Source organism: Streptomyces sp. A18 (genome assembly GCF_059026065.1).
The window spans coordinates 1-22,661 of sequence record NZ_JBWLKL010000053.1; the positions used below are offsets into that span (position 1 = coordinate 1).

Annotated in this window: 18 protein-coding genes and 2 pseudogenes; 14 read left to right on the forward strand and 6 right to left on the reverse strand. The window is 67.3% G+C overall.

The annotated features are described in order from the left end of the window. Positions 1-131: 131 nt before the first annotated feature. Positions 132-464 (forward strand): MerR family transcriptional regulator, encoded by a 333-nt coding sequence (locus AC5P1C_RS39490; RefSeq protein WP_493870815.1) that lies wholly within the window; start codon positions 132-134, stop codon positions 462-464. A 322-nt stretch (positions 465-786) separates the two neighbouring features. Here the strand turns inward: AC5P1C_RS39490 and AC5P1C_RS39495 are convergent, their stop codons facing one another. Further along, a complete protein-coding gene (locus AC5P1C_RS39495; protein ID WP_493870816.1) occupies positions 787-1,101 on the reverse strand; it encodes a hypothetical protein in 315 nt (104 codons plus the stop codon). A 323-nt stretch (positions 1,102-1,424) separates the two neighbouring features. Here AC5P1C_RS39495 and AC5P1C_RS39500 point away from each other — a divergent pair, with 323 nt between their 5' ends. Both AC5P1C_RS39500 and AC5P1C_RS39505 read left to right on the forward strand, forming a co-directional pair. Next, entirely contained in the window at positions 1,425-2,471 is a 1,047-nt protein-coding gene (locus AC5P1C_RS39500) for a hypothetical protein (RefSeq protein WP_493870817.1), read from the forward strand. Between the two features lie 30 nt (positions 2,472-2,501). Next, complete coding sequence (locus AC5P1C_RS39505) at positions 2,502-6,482, forward strand: CHAT domain-containing protein (RefSeq protein ID WP_493870818.1); 3,981 nt, start codon at positions 2,502-2,504, stop codon at positions 6,480-6,482. Positions 6,483-6,537: 55 nt separating this feature from the next. Here the strand turns inward: AC5P1C_RS39505 and AC5P1C_RS39510 are convergent, their stop codons facing one another. Next, a complete protein-coding gene (locus AC5P1C_RS39510; RefSeq protein ID WP_493870819.1) occupies positions 6,538-7,524 on the reverse strand; it encodes a hypothetical protein in 987 nt (328 codons plus the stop codon). Positions 7,525-7,694: 170 nt separating this feature from the next. On the opposite strand from AC5P1C_RS39510, the gene AC5P1C_RS39515 reads away from it, so the two are divergent. Both AC5P1C_RS39515 and AC5P1C_RS39520 read left to right on the forward strand, forming a co-directional pair. After that, positions 7,695-7,925 carry a hypothetical protein gene (locus tag AC5P1C_RS39515; protein WP_493870820.1) on the forward strand — a complete coding sequence of 77 codons (231 nt, stop codon included), beginning with the start codon at positions 7,695-7,697 and terminating at the stop codon, positions 7,923-7,925. Between the two features lie 470 nt (positions 7,926-8,395). Further along, positions 8,396-9,038 (forward strand): annotated as a pseudogene (locus AC5P1C_RS39520) (transposase); the annotation flags it as partial. A 7-nt stretch (positions 9,039-9,045) separates the two neighbouring features. Here the strand turns inward: AC5P1C_RS39520 and AC5P1C_RS39525 are convergent. Then, the gene (locus AC5P1C_RS39525; protein WP_493870821.1) at positions 9,046-11,823 is read right to left on the reverse strand and encodes an nSTAND1 domain-containing NTPase; all 2,778 of its coding nucleotides are present in this window, start codon (positions 11,821-11,823) and stop codon (positions 9,046-9,048) included. A gap of 308 nt (positions 11,824-12,131) precedes the next feature. Here AC5P1C_RS39525 and AC5P1C_RS39530 point away from each other — a divergent pair, with 308 nt between their 5' ends. From AC5P1C_RS39530 to AC5P1C_RS39540, 3 genes are all read left to right on the forward strand, one after another. After that, positions 12,132-12,455, forward strand: a complete 324-nt coding sequence (locus tag AC5P1C_RS39530) for a hypothetical protein (protein WP_493870822.1) — start codon at positions 12,132-12,134, stop codon at positions 12,453-12,455. Positions 12,456-12,663: 208 nt separating this feature from the next. Further along, positions 12,664-13,689 (forward strand): SGNH/GDSL hydrolase family protein, encoded by a 1,026-nt coding sequence (locus AC5P1C_RS39535; RefSeq protein WP_493870823.1) that lies wholly within the window; start codon positions 12,664-12,666, stop codon positions 13,687-13,689. 606 nt (positions 13,690-14,295) lie between these two features. Further along, on the forward strand, positions 14,296-14,856 hold the full coding sequence (locus AC5P1C_RS39540; protein ID WP_493870824.1) for a dihydrofolate reductase family protein: 561 nt from the start codon (positions 14,296-14,298) through the stop codon (positions 14,854-14,856). A 93-nt stretch (positions 14,857-14,949) separates the two neighbouring features. Here the strand turns inward: AC5P1C_RS39540 and AC5P1C_RS39545 are convergent. Together AC5P1C_RS39545 and AC5P1C_RS39550 are read right to left on the reverse strand one after the other, a co-directional pair. Continuing rightward, positions 14,950-15,712 (reverse strand): annotated as a pseudogene (locus AC5P1C_RS39545) (IS5 family transposase); the annotation flags it as partial. A 1-nt stretch (position 15,713) separates the two neighbouring features. Continuing rightward, a complete protein-coding gene (locus tag AC5P1C_RS39550; protein ID WP_493870849.1) occupies positions 15,714-15,956 on the reverse strand; it encodes a transposase in 243 nt (80 codons plus the stop codon). On the opposite strand from AC5P1C_RS39550, the gene AC5P1C_RS39555 reads away from it, so the two are divergent. After that, entirely contained in the window at positions 15,924-16,373 is a 450-nt protein-coding gene (locus AC5P1C_RS39555; protein ID WP_493870851.1) for a hypothetical protein, read from the forward strand. The two genes, AC5P1C_RS39550 and AC5P1C_RS39555, sit on opposite strands and share 33 nt — an antisense overlap. 199 nt (positions 16,374-16,572) lie before the next feature. Here the strand turns inward: AC5P1C_RS39555 and AC5P1C_RS39560 are convergent, their stop codons facing one another. Beyond that, entirely contained in the window at positions 16,573-17,139 is a 567-nt protein-coding gene (locus tag AC5P1C_RS39560) for a TetR/AcrR family transcriptional regulator (protein ID WP_493870825.1), read from the reverse strand. 97 nt (positions 17,140-17,236) lie between these two features. Here AC5P1C_RS39560 and AC5P1C_RS39565 point away from each other — a divergent pair, with 97 nt between their 5' ends. The 5 genes from AC5P1C_RS39565 (at position 17,237) to AC5P1C_RS39585 (ending at position 22,613) form a co-directional block, all read left to right on the forward strand. Next, positions 17,237-18,910: a CocE/NonD family hydrolase gene (locus tag AC5P1C_RS39565; RefSeq protein WP_493870826.1), complete on the forward strand. Its 1,674-nt coding sequence runs from the start codon at positions 17,237-17,239 to the stop codon at positions 18,908-18,910. A gap of 125 nt (positions 18,911-19,035) precedes the next feature. After that, positions 19,036-19,986 (forward strand): ABC transporter permease, encoded by a 951-nt coding sequence (locus AC5P1C_RS39570; RefSeq protein ID WP_493870827.1) that lies wholly within the window; start codon positions 19,036-19,038, stop codon positions 19,984-19,986. Beyond that, positions 19,983-20,840: an ABC transporter permease gene (locus AC5P1C_RS39575; RefSeq protein ID WP_493870828.1), complete on the forward strand. Its 858-nt coding sequence runs from the start codon at positions 19,983-19,985 to the stop codon at positions 20,838-20,840. Before AC5P1C_RS39570 ends, AC5P1C_RS39575 begins: the two co-directional genes overlap by 4 nt. Next, positions 20,837-21,832 (forward strand): ABC transporter ATP-binding protein, encoded by a 996-nt coding sequence (locus AC5P1C_RS39580; RefSeq protein ID WP_493870829.1) that lies wholly within the window; start codon positions 20,837-20,839, stop codon positions 21,830-21,832. Before AC5P1C_RS39575 ends, AC5P1C_RS39580 begins: the two co-directional genes overlap by 4 nt. After that, positions 21,825-22,613: an ABC transporter ATP-binding protein gene (locus AC5P1C_RS39585; RefSeq protein WP_493870830.1), complete on the forward strand. Its 789-nt coding sequence runs from the start codon at positions 21,825-21,827 to the stop codon at positions 22,611-22,613. Before AC5P1C_RS39580 ends, AC5P1C_RS39585 begins: the two co-directional genes overlap by 8 nt. Positions 22,614-22,661: the final 48 nt, after the last annotated feature.

Below are 22,661 nucleotides of genomic sequence, written 5' to 3' on the forward strand. Positions count from 1 at the left end.
CGGGTCAGCGGAAACAGAAGGCCGACGCAGGATCAGGGTCGGCAGATGGTGTAGCAGTTCCTTCGGGGCCCGGGTGCCATATGTGCACCCGGGCCCCTCCACGCGTTCCAACCGTTCCATAGAGAGGTGCAATGACAGCAGACGACTCGTTCGGGCGTCTCGATGACGACGACTACCCCGCGTACACCATGGGGCGGGCCGCCGAGATGCTCAACACCACCCAGGGCTTCCTCCGCGCTATCGGCGAAGCCCGCCTGATCACCCCGCTGCGCTCCGCGGGCAGCCACCGTCGCTACTCCCGCTACCAGCTGCGTATCGCCGCCCGCGCACGGGAACTCGTCGACCAGGGCACCCCTATCGAGGCCGCCTGCCGCATCGTCATCCTCGAAGACCAACTCGAAGAGGCCCAACGCATCAACGTCCGGTACCGCGATGCCGCCGAAACAGCAGGATCGGCTGGCTGAAGCCCCCCGGGCGGGGCTCGCTTACCTGGACATCACCGCGAACAGTGCCACCACGATCAGTGCGCAGGCCAAGCCGATCATCGCGGTACGCAGCGGGCCGAGCGCCTGACTTGTCGAAGGTGCCGTGCAGGAAGGTGCCGTGCAGGAACCGCGCTCCAGCCCTCCGGTACGGGGCGAGCTCAGCCTGTACGCGCCGACGCGTTTGGCGTGCCCCTGTGGTGTCGCGTCGTTGGCGTCCATGTAGGCGGAACGCGTCGCGAGTCGTTGAGCCACGGCTCAGTCAACCGCCGTGAGCGAGGTTCACGAATCTGGAGGGTTCGTCTCACATCTCGTGGCGTAGGGCGAGGAGCGTGGCGTCGTCCGAGCGGTGCGGGCCGTCCAGGTGGGTGACGACCTGTTCGACGTACCGGTTGAGACCATCGTGGCCGGCCATCGGGGCCGTGGTCCGGAAGCTCTGTTCGGCCGCGGCGAGAAAGCGCCGCGTGTCCCGGTCCGGGTCGCTGGTCCTCCGTTCGGTGAGACTCGTTGCGACCAGCAGGGCCGTGCGCAAGGTGTCGTTGATGCGGTTTCGGCGTCCGGCCATGATGCCCGCAAACGCTTCCTTGTCGACGGCGCTGAGCCGTCGTGCAGAGGTCACCTGGACCGTCGCGGTCCTTATCGCGCCCGGCAGCCGGAGTCGGTCGTCGGTGTGTGGCTCCGCGAGAGCGGTGGAATTCGAGACCGTCGTCGAGGCCACTGGCCGGGTCGGCGCGCCGGCGGTGCAGGGCCGTGATGACCTCCCCCGTGGCGACGTCGAACGCGGCGAACAGGGTGGTCAGGCCGTTGCTCTGAAACGACCAGTATGGCAGCGAGTTGGGGCCTCCGCCTCGTAACGAACAGACCGCCATCCTCACAGCGGCCCACCGGTTGAATCGACCTACCCCTCCCCGCACCGCATCCGGCTGCACTAACCTTTCGGCCATGCTGGGGCGACGCAGAGCGCAGAGGAGGGCGGCCCTCCTCGGCGTCGTGCAGGCGCGGGTAGGAGAGGCTACAGCCACGGGTGATTACAGCGGTGTTTGCGGGGAGCGAGCACTCGCGGACGCCCAGGCACTTGACCTGGCCATTAGGGACGACGTTGGGAACCACTCTTCGCTGTCGCTGCTCGGTTGGTTCTATTGGTATCGACATCAGGCTGGGGGCGGAGGGGAAACACCCGACGGCGCGAAGGCTTTCCAGTATTTCCTCATGTGCTATCTGGCCGGAGACGAGGGCGTCCCGGAGCCCTTGGAGACAGCGCTCGCCGACAGCGCGGTGCACAACGCTCTGGACCTGCTCAACCAGTTGTTGTCGGATCCTCGCCCCGAACCTGCCGCACATCACGCGCGATTGTGGCAACGCATCGCCCGCGCTGTACCGCACGACCACGAAGACCGGCCGGCGGTGCTGTCCAACCTCGGTCTCGCCCACAGGATTCATTTCGTGGCCACGGGTTCCTCTAGCGCCCTGAATGCGTCGATAGAAGCAGGGCGAGAGGCAGTCGAGGCGACTCCGGAAGGCCATCCTGACCGGGCCGAGCGTATCTACAACCTGGTGGGTTCGCTCGAATCAAGATACGAACTCTCGCAGACGTCGGCACACTTGAAGGACCTCATCCAAACTCTCCACGCAGGCGTCCGGGCCACCCCGGCCCAGCACCCGCGCCGTGCAGAACGTCTCTCTGAACTGGCCGGTCGGCACTGGGAGAGATTCCAGCAGAGCGGGGCGATGGCAGACCTCAATGCCTTGATCGAATGCACGCGTGAGGCGTTGGACTGTACCGGGCAGGGCGGTTCCCACTGGGCTGACCGCCAGTACAACTACGGCTATGCCACGTACCTCCGCTATAAGCGGAAGCAGTCCCCCGCTGATCTGAGAGCGGCGATCAACGCCCTCCGGCTTTCCGTATCGGCCACCCCCGCAGGCGATCCCGCCCTGGACCTCCGTAAGTCAGTCCTGGAGGATGTACTGCGTCTTCGCACTCGGTGAATCCGGCACGATTTCGGGGGGGATCTCGGCGTGGGTAAATGGCGCGACCGACTGAAGCGACAACGACGAATCGTCACAGCTCGGGCGACGGCCAATCGCATCCTCTCCACTGAGAACTTCGCGCTTGCGCTTGAGGCACAGGCGCTTGATGAGGTCCGGGGGCTCCAGGATCTGCTGCCCGCCGAGGGCACAGGCACCGACCACGAGGTGCGGTACGTGCTAGGAGTGCTGCACTGGCTACGCGGCAAGGCCCTCCCTGAAGCAGAGGGCGCCGAAGAGCTGCATACGGCGGTCCGCCTGCTGGGGCCGTGCTTCATCGCCGACATCTGGCTCCCTGAGGAGCTGCTTCCCGAACTCGCCGTTGAGGCTTTTCCCTACGTACCAGGCGTCGTGCAGGAAGCGGTGGACTCTGCCGACCCGGAGCTCGTGTCCTCCGCCGTGGGACTGTGCCGACGCCTGGTGGACGCCCTACCTGACTCGTCCCGCAGGAGGGGCGAAGCCTTCGCCGTGCTGGGGTTCGCACTCCGGTCGAGACACGAGCTGACCGGCGCTACCGCTGATCAGGATGAGGCGGTCGAGGTCATGCGGGCGGCTGCGGGCGCGCTCGCGGAAGGCCACGAGAGCCGCTCGGTGGTGCTCGGGGGACTTTGCGTGGTTCTGTGGGACCGCTACGAGCGGACCGGCGTGGAAACAGACCTCGATGCCTTGATCGGAGTTGCCCGCGATGCGGTGAGCAGCATTGCTGAAGAGTCCCACAGCCTGGAAGCTCTACGCGATCACCTGGTGCGTGGACTCGTTGCGCGCTTCGAACTCCACGGCTTCAGCGCGGACTTGGACGAAGCGAACGAACTCCGTCAGCCCTCTCATCCTGCATCCGCCGACGCCGTTGTTGACGGTGGTGACGATGGTGAGGGAAAGGGTGAGGGAGGGCTATCGCGTGGCACTGGCCTGCCCCGGCCGCCGGACGGCGGACCTGGGCTCCGCCGGTCCTCTGCTCCCGAGGCCGCTCGGGCCACCGGCGACGGAACCGGCATGACCACCGGACCGACCACCGGCCTGACCGAGGAGAAGGGAGTCTCACGAGCTGCTGGCCAGCCCGGGCAGAACGGGGACCTGGAAGCTCGGATGAGTGTTCTGTGGCGTCACTTCGAGCAGACAGGAAGCCAGGCAGACCTTGAGCGTGCGATCGACCTCGCACAGCTACTGGTGGATGCAACAGTTGCAACACCCGCTCAGGATCCGGAACGAGCCCGGTACTTGTGCGGTCTGGGAGCCGCGTGGGGAAGACGGTTTCTGCTGACGGGGGAAGGGACAGACCTGCAGGAGGCGATCGCAGCCCTTGCGGAGTCCGTCGCGCTGGTCCCCCGTGCCGATCCCGATCGGGAGACCTACCTGTCCCTGCTGGCCGACGCTCAGCGGTTGCGCGTGGAGGCCGATCCGTCGCTGGCCCACGTGAACGAGGCCATAGCCGTGTTCCAGGACTTGGTGAGGGTCCCCCCAGCTGAAGAAGTCGATCGTCCGAGACACCTTTCCAACCTGGGAAACCTCCTGAGCAGGCGCCACACCCTTACGGGAGCACCGGAGGATCTGGCGGCTGCGGTCGAAGCCCGGCAGTCCGCCGTGGCATCTTCCACGACCGGACACCCCGATCACGCTGTGTTCCTGTCCCACCTGGGTGCAGAATTGCGAGTCCGCTTCGGACTCACTGGGGCCCTGGCTGATCTGGAAGCGGCAACCGAGTACACCCGGGCCGCAGTCGAAGTCACGGCACCTGGGCACCCGCGTCTGGCGACGTTCCAATCGATGTTGGGGCACGTTCTGTACGCCCGCTATCAACGCACCGGGAGGGGTGATCACCTGGACGAAGCCATCGAGAGTATGCGGGCTGCGACGGCGGCTGCCGCGCCCGGCACACCCGCCTCCGCGTGGGCCACTCTTGGCGAGGCGTTACGCGTCCGCTTCGAGAGGAACAAGGCAATCGTCGATCTCGATGCGGCGGTCCACGCGGGCCGGGAGGCTCTGCGTCTGATGTCCGCGGGCCATCCGGATTGCGCTTCGGTATCGTCCCTGCTGAGCGGGTCCCTGCGGCTTCGTTCCGAGCGTGCCGGCACGGCGCATGATCTGGATGAGGCCGTCGACCTGGGCCGTCAGGCCGTTGAGGCAGGCTGCTCCCAGAGCTCGGACCAGGTGGTCCGATTGGCCCACCTCGGACACGCCCTGCGCGTTCGTTACGAGCGCACCGGCTCCGTGGCCGACCGCGATGCGGCGGTGGCGGCCTTCGCCGAGGCCTGCGAGGTGGAGTCGGCAGCGCCGTCGTATCGAATCCAAGCGGCCCACAACGCCGCAGACTTGCTGGCTCAAGCAGAGCCCGATCGCGCGTCCGACCTCATGGAGGCCGCTGTACGCCTGCTGCCGGACGTGGTCCCCCGTCAGCTGGAGCGAGGAGATCAGCAGCATCTTCTCGGTGGGCTGGCAAACCTTGCCGCCGACGCAGCCGCGCTCGCCCTGTCGGACAGCAGAGGTACAGCGGAGCAGCGCGCCGTCCGTGCCCTTCAGCTCCTGGAGGCGGGCCGTGCGGTACTGCTCGGCCAGGAACTGGACATGCACAGTGAGCTCGCCGAACTTCAGCGCCACCACCCGGCTCTCGCCGCACGGCTGCTCGACCTCCGCAGCCGCCTGGACCAGCAGACTCCGGTGCGGGCGCCCGCCGACCTGGGTGTTCCCGGGGCGTCGGCCCAGCCTCAGACCGACGGTCTTCGAGCCCGGCAGCACCTCGTGGAAGAACTGGCCCGAACCCTCGACGAGATCCGTGCCCTGGATGGGTTCGCCTCCTTCGGGCTCCCGCCCACCACTGACGAACTCCTGGCCGAAGCAGCAGCGGGCGGCCCTGTGGTGCTGTTCAACATCAGCCGCCACCGCAGCGACGCGCTCCTGCTCACCGGGACCGGGATTAGCGCGCACCCGCTCCCCGCACTGGATCACCAGACTCTCACCGACAACATCTCCGTCTTCCAACGTGCTCTGGACAACGCAGTCTGTGGCACAGGGCGCACGCAGAGGGTCGAAGCACAGGCGACCCTGTCCACGCTGCTGGAGTGGCTGTGGGATTGTGCCGCTGAACCGGTTCTCTCCTCCTTGGGGCTCCAGCACCAGCCTTCGCCCGGCACCGACCCACCCCGAATCTGGTGGGTTCCCGGCGGCCTGCTGAGCCTTCTGCCCCTGCACGCCGCCGGCTACCACACCGACCCGGCGGACATGCACACTCGGCGGACCGTCATGGATCGCACCGTCTCTTCCTACACACCCACCGTGCGTGCCCTCCGATTCGCCCGGCGGCCCAGGCCGGCATCCCCTGCCGCCCCCCGAGCTCTGATTGTGGCCATGCCCACCACCCCGGGCCTTCCCAACGACGGCCGCCTCACCCACGCGGCCACGGAAGCCACCATGGTCAGGGACCGGCTGCCGGGCAGCGTCCTGCTCATGGAGCCCGACCCCGGCCACATGCCACCGCCGGACAGTGGACCCGCCATACCGACCAGAGCCAACGCCCTGGAACACCTGGCGGGTTGCGCCATCGCACACTTCATCTGCCACGGAGCCAGCAACGCAACGGACCCTTCTAAGAGCCTGCTGCTCCTACACGATCACGAGCGTGACCCGCTGTCCGTCGCCAGCCTCTCCCACACCACGCTCGCCCCCGCCCAGCTGGCTTACCTGTCCGCGTGCGAGACCGCCACCATCCGCGCGACCGACCTGGCCGATGAGGTAATCCACCTGACATCGGCTTTTCAGCTCATGGGATTCCCCCATGTCGTCGGCACGCTATGGGTGATCGATGACCGTCTTTCCGTTTCCATCGCCGACTCCTTCTACAACAACCTGCGCACCGACCGGCATGTGCTCGATGCGAGCCGCGCTGCCCGTGCACTGCACAGTGCCGTACGAGAGGCACGAGACGCCTTCCCGCACACTCCATCACTCTGGGCCGGATTCCTTCATGCCGGCGCCTGACCTGGGTGTGGTGCCGGTGCCTGACGCCCCCGCGCGTCCCTGACCGGCCATGGCATCAGTCTTCGTGACGCGAAGAAGGCGGACGCGCAGGGGGGATATAGAGAGACCGTGTGAGAGCGTCACCGGCGCTTTCCGTCAGCGGACCGAACGGGGGAAGCTCATCAACGATCGAGGGCCCGGGTGCTGCTTCGAGCCCGAGCCGGCGCGCGAGGTCCATGATGTAGAGACGGGTGGAGGCTTCCACGATAAGGGCGTAAGCATCTGCGGCCGCTCGCGTGCGAACCCAACCGATGACCGCCACGGCCACGGCGCCCGGGGCAGCAGGCCACCACTGCACGGCCAGTGCTAGATAGAGCAGAGCCCAGGCGATCAGAGTGGTGGCGCGTGTGAGGGCCTGGCGGGCAGCCGTGACCTCCGCTCGAGCGGACTCCGGCAGCATGAGCCACAAGTACGGCCAGACAGTGCCCAGGTCGAGCTGATACACACGGTCCAACCGGGCCACGACGGCATTAATACGGTCACCGCTCCACGTCGGGCGAGCGGGATACTCCTCTGAAATCCGGGTCATGGCACCAAGAGCAGCCTGCTGAGCTGCCAAGTCCACGCTGCGGCCCGCTGCCCGCTCGCGCCCGGCACCCTCGTGCATGGAGTGAAAGCTGCGAGCTGCGGCGAGCCAGCGATTCTGACGCCGAACGACCCGCCGTCGAGCAATGCGGCGCAGAACAGTTGGCCAGGCAGTCCATTCCGCGGCAAGACACAGCCGCTCGACAAGCGAAGCCAACCCTTGGGCAACCAGTCCCACGGCCGCGGAGCCTGCCAAGAAGGCAATCAGCAGTACTACCTGTCCGCCCGGCGTGCGGGTACCGGACGCCTCGGCCCCGGCCGTGATCTCATCCACCAGATACGCGACGTCAAATGGCCGCGATTGACCAAGGAGCACCGCAGCGCCCACCATGGCCACATAGAAAGCACCAGGGAGAACAAGCAGAGACATCCAGCGTTCTGCCAACTGCTTTCCCAGCTCCGACCAGAGGCCCGTCATGACTGGAGCCGTGCTCGGCGCAATGACTGGCAGTCGATCTCACAACGAGGCAGGGGTTCAAGGGGCTGGGGCCACCAGTACCGCGCACAGCGGCCGGCGGGACACAGATAGACCACATCGCCCCCTCCTCGCAGCGGACTGCGAGATATCCCAGCCAGACGGATGCTGCGTTGAGCGGCCCGATCCTCCGAGTGCCCGTACACGCCCAGCACATCACCATCGGCCTGCAAAGCATCGTGCAGTTGGTTGAGGGCGTAGTCGACGTCTGTACCCCGCCGAACGGCGGCGAGCAGCTGATCCAGCGGCGTCTCTTCTCCCGGACAGGCGAAAGAGACATCCTCGCGGATCGCCTCAAGGTGCTCGCAGACGTAGGCAAGCGCCGCCGCACGACATTCTACTGACGGGTCACCCTCATCGGACATGGATCCTCCCTCCTCGGAATGGCCTCGACCCATTCAACTATGGTCCGCTTGCGCACAGTTGGGCTCTCGCAAAGCCAAACATCGTCGGAGCCGCACTGCCCCTGTACCGTTTCCCCCCCCGTTGACCGCTGCCAGGTTGGGGCGGTGACCTGATGACCCAGCCGAAAGGTCCGCCCGCTACACACTCCAGCCCCTCCTGTACTCTCAGACAGCCGCAACAACACTGTTGCTCGGCGGGGTATCCAACTCACGCCGAAGAACAGGGTCTATGCACTCCGGTGAGCGCTCCGAGCTTGCCCACGACAGCGCGGGCAAGCTCGGCCCCCAGCGTCGCCACTCCACCCAACGGGGGACAGATCCACGCCGACGGCACCCTCATGTTGCAGGTTCCTGAAGACTGCCCCCCAGGAGTCTTCCGAAAATTGACGCCCCCTTGATGATCATGGAGGGTGATAAAGGTGGAGGACTGGGCCGAGGTACGTCGTCTGCATCGAGCGGAGGATGTGCCCATCAAAGAGATAGCGCGGCGTTTGGGGGTGGCCCGGAACGCGGTGCGGGCCGCGTTGTCCTCGGACCGGCCGCCCAAGTACGAGCGTGCACCGAGGGGTTTGGTGGTGGACGCGTATGAATCTCAGATCCGGGCCCTGCTGAAGGAATGGCCGCGGATGCCGGCACCGGTCATCGCCGAACGGATCAGCTGGCCGTACTCGATGTCACTCTTGAAGAAGCGGCTGGCTCTGCTGCGGTCGGAGTATGTGGGGATCGATCCGGTGGACCGGGTCCAGTACGAACCCTGCGAGATCACGCAATGCGACCGGTGGTCCCCCGAGCCGAAGATTCCAGTCGCGGCTGGGCAGGAAAGGATCCTGCCGGTGCTGGTTATGACGCTGGCATTCTCCCGCTACTTGTCCGCGGCGATGATCCCGTCCCGTCAGGGCGGCGACATCCTCTCAGGCATGTGGTCGCTGATCAGCGCGCTTGGGCGATGTACCAGAACCCTGGTCTGGGGGCTGGGAATCATCGATTGGTGGCACTGGCCGGGTGACGGCGCCCGCAGCGGCTTTCGCCGGAACACTTGCCACCCGGATCCAGCGCTCGCTCAGGGGCAGGGCGGGCTGTAGGCGATGTGCGGCAGGTACTGCTGCCATGTCGTCCGGGTGATTCTAGGCTGTGCCCGTTTGCATGCCTGAGCGATCGCCTGGCGGAAGTTGAGCGGCAGGAGCCGCAGTGTTCCGTCGTAGCCGGTGAAGGCGAGGGCGTGGCTGCTGCGGGGGAACTTCACCGAGCCGACGGCCATGGCGCTTCCGGCTATGACGGTTTGTAGCGAGGGGCGGTGGGTGTTGGAGATGTTCCAGAGGCGCACGGTACGGTCGTCGCTCCCCGTCGCGAGAGTGTGGCCGTCGGGGCTGAAGGCGGCTGCGCCGACGACATCAGTGTGACCGGTCAGAGTTGCCAGCTGTTCGGGCCGCTTCGTGGCGGAACTGACGTCCCATAGGCGCACTGCGGTTCGACCGCTGCTGGCCGTGGCCAGGACTCGGCTGTTGGGGCTGAATGCGACAGCGAATACCGCTGTGGTGTTTCCGGTGAGCGTGGCGTGCAACCGTGGGTGCTTGGGGTCACGGATGTCCCACAATCGAGCGGTGCGATCTTCACTGCCGGTAGCCAGCAGACGTCCATCAGCGCTGAACGCAATGTCCCGGATCGTGTTGGTGTGACCGGTGAGAGTGGTCTGGCGCTTCGCGTTCTCTGGGCGGCGGACGTCCCACACCCGAGCCCGATGGTCAGCGCCCGCGGCAACCAAGGTGTGGCCGTTCGGGCTGAACGCAACCGAGAAGACGGCTGCGGTGCTTGCGGCGAGCGTGGCGTGTAACCGTGGGTGCTGGTAGTCACTGATGTCCCACAACCGGACCGTGCGATCCACACTGCCCGTGGCCAGCATGCGTCCATCGGGGCTGAAGTCGACGGACCGGACGTCATCACTGTGCTTGGCGAGTGTGGCCAGCACGCGGGGCCGTCCGAGGTTGCTGATATCCCATAGCCGGGCGGTGTGGTCCCCGCTGGCGGTGGCCAGCGTCCGGCCGTCGGGGGCGGCTGCCAACGCGAATATCTCGTCGCTGTGCGCCGTCCGTGAGGTGGTCAGAGTGCTGAGCAGGCTGTCACGTGTCTTGTTGGTAGGGGCCAGGCGGTGGGCCACAAGGCCTAGTTGAACCGCGAGGGACGGCTTACTGCTGTAGTTCGCTACGGCTTCGTCGGCGAGCTTCTGCGCGACTGCCGCATTGCGTTGCTGGGCGACTTCCTTGCCCGCATGCACCGCGTAGAGGGTGGCCCCCGCCGAGAGCACGAGCAGGGCCGCCAGCAGTGAGCAGAGCAGCTGCAGGCGTCTGGTGCGGCGCCGAGCGGCTTGGGCCTGTGCCGTTTCGGCTGCCACGCCGGCGTCTAAGAACTGGCGTTCCTTGGCGGTGAGCCGTCCGTCGTCGCTGTCGTTCAACTCGCAGGCCAGGGCCAGGCGGGCGCCCCGGTACAGGGCGTCGGGATCGCGCGCTAGGCTCTCCCACTGGTGTGCGGCGTCGGTGAGTTGCCGGTGCAGACGCAATCGTTCACGGTCTTCGCTCAACCATTCCCGCAAGCGGGGCCAGCCTCGGATGAGAGCTTCATGGGTGACCTCCACCCGGTCCTCTCCCAGGGTGAGCAGGCGCGCACGAACCGCGTGCTCCAGTACCGCTTCGGAATCTGGGTCGTTGTCCAGTTCGTTGCGGCTGATGCGCCGGCGCACCGCGTCGGACTCGTCTGCGGGGGCAGCCAACCGTGTGAACAGGTGCCGGGCACACCGTTGCCGTCGCGGGTCGAGAGCGTGGAAGTATGCCTCGGCGCTACGCGTGAGTGCCCCCTCGATCCCCCCGGCGGCCTGGAGCCCGGCAGCGGTCAGGGCGTTGCCCCGTCTCCGGCGCCAGGTCTCCAGCAGCGAGTGGGACAGCAGGGGCAGCACTCCGGCCTGGCCGTGGGCCTCGACCACCAGGGTGGCCAGCAGCGCCCCCTCTACGTTTAGCCCCAGTCGGCGGGCCGGTTCTACTATGGCTCGGCGCAGTTCGTCCGTGCGCAGTGGGCCCAGGGGAATCTGCGCGTCGCGCAGCGCCTCTACCAGCTCGGCGTGACGAGTGCAGTGCGGGTAGAAGTCGGCGCGGATGCCCAGGACGACCCGGCAGCGGCTGTTGGGGGCCTGGGCCGCGGTGAGCAGGGATGCGATGAAGGTGTTGCGTTCATCGGGGTCGGTGCACATGGTGAAGACTTCCTCGAACTGGTCGACAATCAGGATCAGTTCGGGGCCCAGGTGCTCTTGCGCCAGCATGCGGCGCACCGCCAGATGCAGATTGCGGGGGTCCTCCGACAGCTCTTTGGCCAGGGAACCCGGTGTCGTATCCGTGAGGCGGGAGAGGTGGATCGCGCACTCCTCCAGGGGTTTGGGCCCGGGAGTGAGGGTCAGGGTGGCTGGTTGTGGTTCAGTCCCGGCCAGCCGCGGGAGCAGCGAGGACTTTCCCGCCCCTGAGGCACCGAAGACGGCCAGCAGCCGTTGGCGCGAGAGGCGGTCCAGTAATTCGTCGGTGACACGCTCCCGGCCGAAGAAGAGATCGGCGTCCTGGTGCCGAAACGCATCCAGCCCCATGTAGGGGGCTCGATCTGCCGCCTTGATGCTCGCACCTTCCTGCTGGGTGGCTGCGATATCGGCGGCAACACGATGCCAGCGGCGCTCCCATTCTTCGATATCCCCGCCGCACGCCTGCGCGTAGGCGAGCGTCACCGCCAGGGGTGGGTAATCGGCGCCCCCCGGCAGCAACCGACAGGGCGGCAACCGAATAGTGCGCGCGGTCAGAAAGCACACGGTAGGGAGTGTTTCCCGCATCCTTGCGCAGTTGGCGAAGATCCGCGGCGAACTGCAGCAGCGAGCTGTCGCCCGCCTCCAGTGGGCGTTCCTTGCGCGGCACGTAGGCACCCCCGGGTCAGAGCCTGGTTGTGCACCGGTTGTTTGTTCACTGCCAGCCGGCCGAGCGTAAACAACCGGGACCGACGACACCAGACACACCCTGACAAGGGCTGGTAACGGCCCCGTAATGGCAGCCCTCTTGGGGCCGCTCGCACCTTGGTCTTTTCCCTGCAACCCATGGAGGCCCGTTGTTACCCCGCATGTCCTTGAAGATCGCGCTGGCCGTTGCATCGGCTGCCTCCCTGGTCGCGGTTCTGGCGCCCGCCGCCTCGGCGGCTCCGGTCGCCGGCCCATCGCAGACGGTTGCGTCGCAGAACGCGTGCTTCGTCTCGCAGACGTGCTACGTCACGGAGGACAACGTCCAGTACCGGCGCGCTCCGTGGGGCGAAGTTCTCGGCCAAGTGCACCAGGGTCAGGGCTTCGACACTACCGACCTGGTGTGGCTGGACGACGGATCGTACTGGTTCAAAGGCAACCTATGGGGCGGCCCATCCAACGTTTGGATTCACGGCGCGTACCTGGACAACTGACCAATTTCGGCGGTCACCGGGGTCGCGGTATCCGCCGGGCACGCCGCTCAGAGAAGGGAACCTTCGCCCGATGCGTTACTTCAGACGAACTCTCAGGGCCTTCATCGGATTGGCCCTCATCGGAACAGTCCTGGCCGGCTCCGCTGATGCTGCCACGGCGCAGGCCAAGGAGTCCAAGCCGTCTCCGGGTAGCGGGGGCGAACGGCCCATGACAGCCAAGGACTGTCTCGTAGTCCTCGAACCCGTTAGAACCGGCGAGCGTTCCTCACGCGTCTTTTCACGCGTCTGCGGCAAGGACGCCGAACAGCCCCTGGCCCAGGCCGAACTCCGCCGGACCATTCTGCTCAAGGTCTACCTGGACGATCAGTTCAACGGGGCCTACACCACCTACTCCGGCAGGGGCGGAGGGTGTGACTCCAGCGGATACGGGATCGGCGACCTGGGGACCGGCTGGAACGACGCTGTCAGTTCCTTCGCCATGTTCAACAACTGCACCCAGGTGACCGCGCACGAGAACACCAACTTCCAGGGCACCGCACAGGACTACTACGGAGACCGGGCCGCCAACGTCGGTCTCGCATTGAACGACAAGATTTCTTCGTTCTGGTTGAAGAATGCTCCACGCAAACTTCCTCCAGGCCAAAGCGTTGCGGTCTCCATGGGGGACAGCTACATCTCCGGTGAGGCCGGACGCTGGCAGGGAAACTCTCCCGACCGGGGCGGGAACCGGCTCAACACCGACCGCGCTGCTGAGTGCTCCCCTGTGTTCGGATGCCTGTACGACACACCTCAGATCTACGGCGGAACGACGTACGACGGCGGCAACGGATGTGACCGTTCCGATGTGGCCGAGATCGAGAGCAAAAGCTCCTCGCTCCCCGTCGACCTGCGAATCAACCTGGCATGCTCGGGAGCCACGACCTCGCACGTGAGGAGCACCTCCCACAAGGGCGAGGAACCCCAGATCGCCCAGCTGAAAAGCATCGCTGCCCAGGCGGATGTGAAGGTCATCGTCCTCTCCATCGGGGGAAACGACCTGAAGTTCGGCGACATCGTTGAGGACTGCGTGAAGAGATATCTGGTCCGGCCTGGCCGCGGCCCATGCGCCCCTACCGCCAAGTCCAGGGTCGAAGCCGAACTCGCAGGCGTACGGACCAACGTCACCGAAACCATCAAGGCGATCCAGGAGGCGATGATGAACAGTCCTGGCTACCGCCTGATCCTCCAGTCCTAGCCAGCAGCGATTCCCCGGCATACCGAAGCCCGCTTCCCCCCGTCGGGACTCCAGCGCGAACGCCGGGGCTGCCCGTTCTACGACGCCGACCTGGACTGGGCCCGGGACTGGCTGATTCCGCAGATTGCTACGAGCCTTGGGGAAATTGCCCGCTCCACAGGCGCAGAGTTCCTCGACCTGCAGAACGCCTTCAACGGCAGGGAGGTCTGCGGCAGCCAATCGCTGCAGGCCGATGAGAGGCCACCGGACAGCTCAACCAGTGAATGGGCGCGCGACGTCTCTCTTTTCCAGGGCAGTCCGCAAGAGGGTATCCACCCCAACGCGTATGGTCAGGCAGCCCTTGGCACCTGCCTGCAGAAGATGGTCGCCTCAGTGCCAGGTTCCTACAGCTGCGCCAACAGCGGGCCAGGGACCTCCCCAGCGGCGATGACGGTCACCCCGATCCCGGTAGCACCCACCGCATAAGGCAGAGACGAAAGGTTGCGCCGACACCGCGCCACCGTCGAAGGGCAGGCCCCAGGAAGCGCCGATGAGTTCGGGGCGGCCATCTGGTCTGCCTGTGTAACGGGTGCATGCGCACCGGCATGACAAACGAAGGAGCTTCAGATGGTAGCCATCGAACCGCAACAAGCCGCCGGCAAGGTTCTCTTTCACTTCAGCATGTCGCTGGACGGGTTCGTCGCGGGCCCGAATCACTCCATGGACTGGCTGGCAGGGGTCACCGGCCGCGATGGCGTAGAAGAGGAGTACATCAAGACCACCGGCGCGGTCCTGGGCGGACGCGACGGCTGGGACCGCGCCCCGGGAGCCCGCCCCTACAGCGAGGACTGGAACGGTGCGATCTTCGTCCTCACCCACCACCCCGAAGACGCCGCGCCCGCCGCCGGTGTCACATTCCTGGACTGCGATGTGGCCGAGGCGGTACGTATCGGCCTGGAGGCCGCCGAGGGCAAGAATCTCGAAGTCCTCTCCCCGACGATCGGCCGTCAACTCCTCGAACGCGGTCTGATCGACGAGATCAACCTGCACATCGCACCCGTCCTGCTCGGCGACGGCATCCGGCTCTTCGACAAACCCGGAGGACAACCGGTGCGCCTGCGCCACGCCCAGGGCCCACACCCCTTCGCCGAGGTCGATGTGCGATACCTCCCCGTCGAAAAGGCGTAGGGGCCAAGGCGGCCCTGACCGGTCAGGGCCGCCTTGCTGGCGGAGAGCGTCGTCTACTGTTCCTAACTGATCGTTGCAGAGTGAGGTTCGGAGCCGCCTCAAACAGATAGTGCAGCAGGCGAGTTGGAGCAGTCCGAGGTGGAGGTCGGCGCGTATCTCGTAGCGGATCCGTAATCGCTTGAACTGGTGTAGCCAGGCGAAAGTCCGCTCGACGACCCAGCGGGTCCTGCCCAGTCCGGAACCGTGGGCGGTGCCTTTGCGGGCGATCTTCGGGGTGACACCGCGGGCCCGAAGGAGACGGCGGTACTTGTCGTAGGCGTAGCCGCGGTCGGCGAACAGCCGACGTGGCCGGCTGCGCGGTCGGCCACGGACCCCGCGGATGCCGGGAATCGCATCCAACAAGGGCATCAACTGCATGACATCGTGACGGTTTCCACTGGTCAGCGACACGACCAACGGAGTTCCGTGCCGGTCGACGATCAGGTGGTGCTTGCTGCCAGGCCGGGCCCGGTCGACCGGCGAAGGTCGGGTGTGAGCCCCCTTTGAGGGCCCGGACGTGCGAGCCGTCGATCGCAGCATCGTCCATGTCCAACAGACCCGCGGCCCGCAACTCGGCCAGCAGCACCTCGTGCAACTGCGGCCAGACACCGGCCTCGGTCCAGTCCCGCAGACGCCGCCAGGCCATCACGCCACTGCAGCCGACCTGCTCCGCCGGAACATCCCGCCAGCTCACGCCCTTGCACAGCACGTACACGATCCCCCGCAACGCAGCCCGGTCATCCGCACGCAACCGCCCCGGATACCGATGCCGTCTGGGCGGCCGAGGAGGTAACAGCGGGCCCACTCGTTCCCACAGGTCAGGTGGAGTCGACCGCGACGACCCAGTCGAGGTCGCCCTCGGCGTCGGCCCGCGCGAGCAGGGCGGTGAAGACCTTCTCCCAGGTGCCGTCGGCGGCCCACATCCGCAGCCGGTTGTGGGCGCCCTTCCACGACCCGAAGTGCTCGGGAAGGTCCGTCCACGGTGTGCCGGTGCGGTACTTGAACGCGATCGCATCGATCACCTGCCGGTGATCCCGCCACCGCCCGCCCCGCCTCGGCATCCGGTCAGGCAGCAACGGCTCGATACGCGCCCACTGGGCATCAGTCAACGACACACATCAGCCCGGCTTGGCCAGCTGGTCGGCCGCCACGTCGACAGCGGCGGCCAGGACCGCATCGCCGACCACGACGCGCTCCTCACCGGATGGTTCCGCGATGCGATCCTCGAATTCCTGCCCCACCTCGGCCTCGGTGAGTGGAACGACGTCCTGCTGCTCGCCTGTCACGGCCAGGGCGAACAGGACCGCGACTGGGTCCAGCAGCAGATCCCACCGGAGCCTGTGGGGGAGTGGAAGATGCCCTGGGTGGAGGAGCACGTGCGCGGCGGCACGAAGGTGCGCCGGTACTTCCGGTGGGCGCCGCACGCTCGGCGGGACTTGTCGATTCTGTTTTTGCTGGGAATCGTGATCGCGGGATAGGGGTCGGCGAGTGCTGCGGGTGAAGTCGTAGATCGCGGCGTGCTGTCTTTCGGCGGGCAGAGTGGCGGTGTATCCGCCGATATGTTGCAACCGTCTTCCTGCGCCGCCGCGTGCTTGACGGAGGTATCGGCGCCTGTCCTGGGTCTCGTCGAAGTCGGGCGGACAGTCGCCGGGCGTGGGCCTCTGTGGTGGGCCGCGTTCAGGGGCCCATGAGAGCATGGACAACCGCTGTGGCGACACGACTGGCCCGCTCCGGCGTCCAGTGGGTCGGCTCCTCCATGGTGGAGATGTAGTAGCCGCGAGTCAGCAGGGACAGCACGTCGGCGGCGAGGCTGGCGTCGGGTACTCCCGCGGCAAGGGACGCATCGAAGAACTCCTGGCGCGACTCGCGGGGTTCTCGGCGGTCGATGCCCCCTGGGTCGGTGTGCGCCGAGGTCAGCATCTCGACCCAGAGTGTCCGCAGCAGCAAGTCCTCGGGTTCCGTGCTGAGGTGCCACTCCACCGTGGCGCGCAGCCGGTCCGCACCGGTCAGCTGGCCCAGGTGGGTTTCCAGGTCGGTCCGCCACCGGGACTCGGCCGCGCGGACAGCGTTGGTGATCAGGGCCGTTCGCGTGGGCACGTAGTTCGTGACCATCGCCGTGGATCCGCCGAGTTCCTTCGCCACGGCGCGGATGGTGACGGCTCGCGCTCCGTCCCGGGCGGCGACAGCGAGGGTCGCTTGGGCGATTGCCTCGCGGCGCTGGACTTCGTCGACGTCGATCGGCATGGCAGCAACCTAGCTCAGAGGGGTTGACGTTGAACAACCTGAATGTGACGCTGTTATATCACGTTGTTGTCTAAAGGTTGCCTCCCTGGAGGGCCACATGAGCCTTGCCGTCCATCGCGTCACCCCGGAACCTGTCCCTCCGCTTGCGCGGCAGCACATGGTGCGCATGCGCGACGGAGTGCGGCTGGCCACCGACGTGTACGGCGCCGACCAGGGAGAGCCGGCACCGACCGTCCTGGCCCGCCTGCCCTACGACAAGAACAGCCGGTACGTCTTCTTCGAAAGGGTCGCGGAAAGGTTCACCGCACACGGCTACGTCGTGGTGGTCCAGGACGTCCGCGGCAAATTCCGCTCGGAGGGCCGGACACTCGGCTGGACCGGAGAGGTCGACGACGGCTACGACACCCTTGAGTGGATCACCCGCCAGCCCTGGTCCGACGGGGTCGTGGGCATGTTCGGCGACTCCTACTACGGGTTCACCCAATGGTCCGCGGTCTCCAGTCAGCATCCCGCCCTGCGAGCCATCGTCCCCCGGGTGACGTGCACCACGAACTCCCCCGGCATCGCCACCTACGACCCTGGCTCCGGGCGGCAGCCCGTCTGGCTGGAGGGAGCGACGTACCAGGCACAAGTGTGGACGGACAACGACAGCTACGAGTTCGACGTCGATCTCACCAGGCGCCCGATCATCGCCGCCTACGAGGAGGTGTTCGACGCGCTGGGAAAGCGCTCGCCGGGCTTCGATCTCATCGTCGGCGGCATCCCCCTCGCCCCGTACAACGGGCCGCACCCCTATGACGCCCGCCCAGTGCCGGTGCTGCACTGCGTGGGCTGGTTCGACAACCTCGGCACCGCCCACATGCGCGACTACACGGAGCTGGCCAAGCGCCCCGGCTGGGCGGCCGTGCAGTATCTGATCGCCGACACGATCGACCACGAGAACTACTTCCTGGAGGACGCCCCGGCCTCCCCGGCCACCGATCACCTGGCCGACGACGCCGCCCTCGAACGCATGCTGGACTTCTACACCGGTCCCGCGATCGAGTTCTTCGACGTGTTCCTCAAAGGCACCGCCCAGCCCGACTCGCTGCCCCGGGTGCGCTGGAAGCTCGGCCACGAAGGCTGGCGCACCGCCGCCGCCTGGCCGCTGCCCGAAGCCACGGCGACCGAGCTGTTCCTGGCGGAGCCGGCCGCCGCGACCGGCGCCACCCCGGGCGGAAGACTCGCACCGCACCCGGCCCACGATCCGGACTCGGTCGAGTGGAGGTACGACCCGGACGACCTCGTGCCGTCCGCTGCGGCTGACACCTTCCTGCAGCTGCGCGACCACGTCGACGAGCGTCCCACCCTCGACCGCGACGACGTCCTCGTGTTCATCGGTCCCGCCTCGGACACACCGCTTGACCTCGCCGGGCCCGTGCACGCGCTGCTGCACGTGGAGAGCACCGCGCCCACCTTCGACGTCTTCGTCCGCCTGCTCGACCTAGCGCCGGACGGCACGGCCCGCCTGATCGTACGGGGCTGCGCCCAGGCCCACGCGCCCGGAGAGTTGGAGATCGCCCTGGGACACACCGGCTATCGGGTGCGCCCGGGACATCGACTCGCGCTGATGATCGCCGACAGCGACTTCCCGAACCACCTCCCCAACTCCGGTTCGCTGGAGAGCCCGTGGCTGATGACCGCTCCCAAGGCGAGCCTGCAGACGCTTCGGACCGGCTCCGTCCACCCTTCCCGGCTCCGTCTGACCGTTCTGCCCGAGAGCGGCGAATAGCCCCTGCGCCCTGGAGGACCCATGCTCCCTCTGCGCCAACTTCCCAGCACACCACCGGACATCGGCAACTCAGTGCACCATTCCCTCTTGGCCGACGTACGCGGCGGCGAGACAGGTGGTCCGCGATGAGTCCGCGCTTCGTCGCCACCCGGCTGGCCATGCTCGTCGTGACCGTGCTCGTCTCCAGCCTGGCCATCTACGGTGCGATGTTCCTCACCCCGGGTGACCCCGCCACACTGCTCGTCGGGGGCAGCCGGAACCCCTCCCCGGCGGTGCTGGCACAGATCCACCGCGAGTACCACCTGGACGACTCCTTCATCCAGGGCTACTGGCACTGGCTCAGCAACTGTCTGCAGGGCGACTTCGGACGGTCCCTCGTCTACCGGGACTCCGTCGCCGGCCTCATCGGCGCCCGAGCCGGCGACACCCTCGCACTCGTCGCATACGCCGCCGTCCTGGTCCTCGCCATCGGCACCCTCATCGGTACCGTCGCCGCACTACGTGGCGGCCGCACCGAAACCCTCGCCACGACCCTGACGGCCGGCGCGATGGCGGTGCCGACCTTCATCATGGCGGTTCTGCTCATCTGGCTCTTCGCCGTCCAGCTCCCGTGGTTTCCCGTATACGGCTCGGGCGAGGGTTTCACCGGCACCCTGACGCACCTGACGCTGCCCGCCGTCGCGCTGGCCATGACCTGGATCGGATACGTCGCCCAGGTAACACGGACCGCCGTGCGCGCGGAGATGCGCTCGGAACACGTGGAGACCGCCCGCAGCCGCGGCGTCCCCGAGCGCATGGTGATCCGCCGGCACGTGCTGCACAACGCCTCCGGACCCGTCTTCGCTGTCTCCGGTGTCGGCATCGCCGGCGTCATCGCCACCGCGGCCGTCGCCGAGCAGGCGTTCGGCACCGGAGGAGTCGGGGCTCTCATGATCGAGGCCGCGTCCAAGCAGGACATGGCCGTCGTCCAGGCCGTGTCGCTGATCTTCGTGGTCGTGTTCGTCATCATCAACACCACCGTCGACCTGGTCAGCGCCGCCCTCGACCCCCGGGCCGCGCAGAAAGGGGCCCGATGACCACCGCCCTGCTCACCCCCACCGCGACCAAGCACCGGACCGGACGCCCACGCGACTACCTGACGCTCGGCGCGGGGTGCGTCGTCGCCCTCTTCGTCCTGCTGGCCGTTCTCGGGCCACTGCTCGCCCCGTACCACGCGAACGCCGTCGACCCCATGAACGTCCACGCCGGACCGTCCGCCACCCACCTCCTGGGAACCGACGACACCGGACGCGACCTTCTCTCCCGGCTGATCGTCGGAACCCGCGCCAGCCTCGCCGCCCCCGCGGTGATCATCGCCGTGTCCACCACGCTCGGCACCCTCCTCGCGCTGACGGCGGCCTGGTTCGGAGGCTGGCTGGACCGGCTCGTCTCGGGCGCACTGGACATCGTCTTCGGCTTCCCGGGGCTCATCATGGCCGTCCTCGTCGCTGCGGTCTTCGGCGCCGGACTCACCGCACCGATCGTCGCCCTGTCGATCGCCTACCTCCCCCTGATCACCCGCGTCGTCCGATCCGCCGCGATCAAGGAACGCAACCTCCCCTACATCTCCGCGCTCCAGCTCCTCGGCGCACCCACCGTCCGTATCTGGCTGCGGCACCTGCTGCCGAACCTGCTGCCTCTCGTCCTCGTCCAGGCCGCCATCGGCTTCGGCTACGCCCTCCTCGATGTCGCCGCGATCTCCTTCCTCGGCCTCGGCAGCCAGCCCCCCGACCCGGAGTGGGGACTGATGGTGTCCAACGGAGCACCTTCCATCCTCGCCAGCCAGCCGCAGCAGTCGCTGTACGCGGGCATCGCCATCCTGATCGTCGTCGTCGCGTTCAACCTGCTGGGGACGGGACTGTCCCGACGTCTGCTCGGAGAGAAGGCATGACCCCATCACCCCTGCTCCAGATCAACGGGCTCGGCATCGACCTGCCCCTCGACGGAGAGCTACGCACCGTCGTTCACCGTGCCGACGTCAGCATCCACGAGGGAGCGGCCGTCGCCCTGGTGGGCGAGTCCGGATCCGGCAAGTCCCTCACGGCCCGCTCCATTCTCGGCCTGCTGCCCCGAGGCGCCCGCATCCGCGGAGACGTCCTGTTCGCGGGGGAGTCCGTCCCGGAGATGAAGCCCGCGCGCCTGCGCGCCTTCCGGGCCGGCGAGGTTGCCATGGTGTTCCAGGGCCCCCGGGCCCACATCAACCCCGCCCGCGGCATCGGCGACTTCCTCATCGAAGGACTGACCACCACACGCGGTGTCCGGGCCGCCGAAGCCGTCAAGAAGGTCACCGGCATCCTGCGTGAGGTCGGCATCGCCGACGCCGACCGGCGCATGCGCCAACGCCCCCACGAACTGTCAGGCGGCCTGCTCCAACGCGTCATGATCGCCGCCGCGCTGGCCGCCGAGCCACGCCTGCTGCTCGCCGACGAGCCGTCCACCGCCCTCGACGTGACCACGCAGGAGGAGGTGATGGCCATCATCGGAGAGGCCCGCGAAGCGCGCGGGCTCGCGATGCTGTTCATCACCCACGACCTGGAACTCGCGACCGCCGTGTGCGACCGGGTCGCGGTGATGTACGCGGGCACGACCGTGGAAGAACTCCCCGCCGACCACTTGCGCGGGCGGGCCGCCCACCCCTACACCCGCGCCCTGCTCGCCTCCCGTCCCTCGGTCACCGACACCGGCGCCAAACTCCGTTCGATCCCCGGCAGGCCACTGTCCGGATTCGAAGTACCCGACGGATGCGCCTTCAGCGACCGATGCCCCCACGTACAGGACCTGTGCCGCAGCGACCGGCCACAACCGAGTTCCGCCGGTGGCGGCACAGCTGCGTGCCACTTCCCCCACACGCCCGCCACCGAGGAGGCCGGCAGCCATGCTTGAGGTACGCGGCCTCCGCAAGGAGTTCGGCGACTTCGTCGCCGTTGACGACGTGACGTTCTCGCTCCCGGAGCGAGGGTCCCTGGCGATCGTCGGGGAGTCGGGATCGGGCAAGACGACGACTGCCCGCCTGATCGCCGGGCTTGAGAAACCGAGCGGCGGACACATCATCGTCGCCGGTGACGAGCGCCCGCCGGGTCGGCCGCGGTCGCGCGAGCGCCGTGCCAGAGGCCGGCAGATCCAGATGGTCTTCCAGGACCCCTACTCGTCCCTCGACCGGCGGCAGCGCGTCGGTGACGCCGTCGCAGAGGCGGCCGCGCTGAACCGGCATCCGCCCGCCGGACAGCTTCGTGCCCGCGTGGCCGAACTTCTCGACATGGTCGGCCTGGACGACCGGCAGGCGCGCTCTCTCCCCAAGGCGCTCTCCGGCGGACAGCGCCAGCGTGTCGCCATCGCTCGCGCCTTGGCCGCCGAACCACGGGTCCTGATCCTCGACGAGGCCATCGCCGCCCTGGACGTGTCCATTCAGGCGCAGATCCTGGCCCTGCTGGCCCGCATCCGTGCGGAGACCGGAACCGCCCTGCTGTTCATCACGCACGACCTCGGCGCCATCCGGCACATCAGCGACGACGTCCTGGTGATGCAGGCGGGAAGAGTCGTCGAGCAGAACCCTGTCGCGACAGTCCTCGACGACCCCCGACACCCGTACACCCAGCGTCTCATCGCTTCCATTCCGAAACCGGGCTGGAAGCCGCGGAGAAGGGCGGACAAGGACGCCGCCTGATGTTCGGCACGGCGCGTGGTCAATCCCCTGACGAGGACGTCTGTCCAG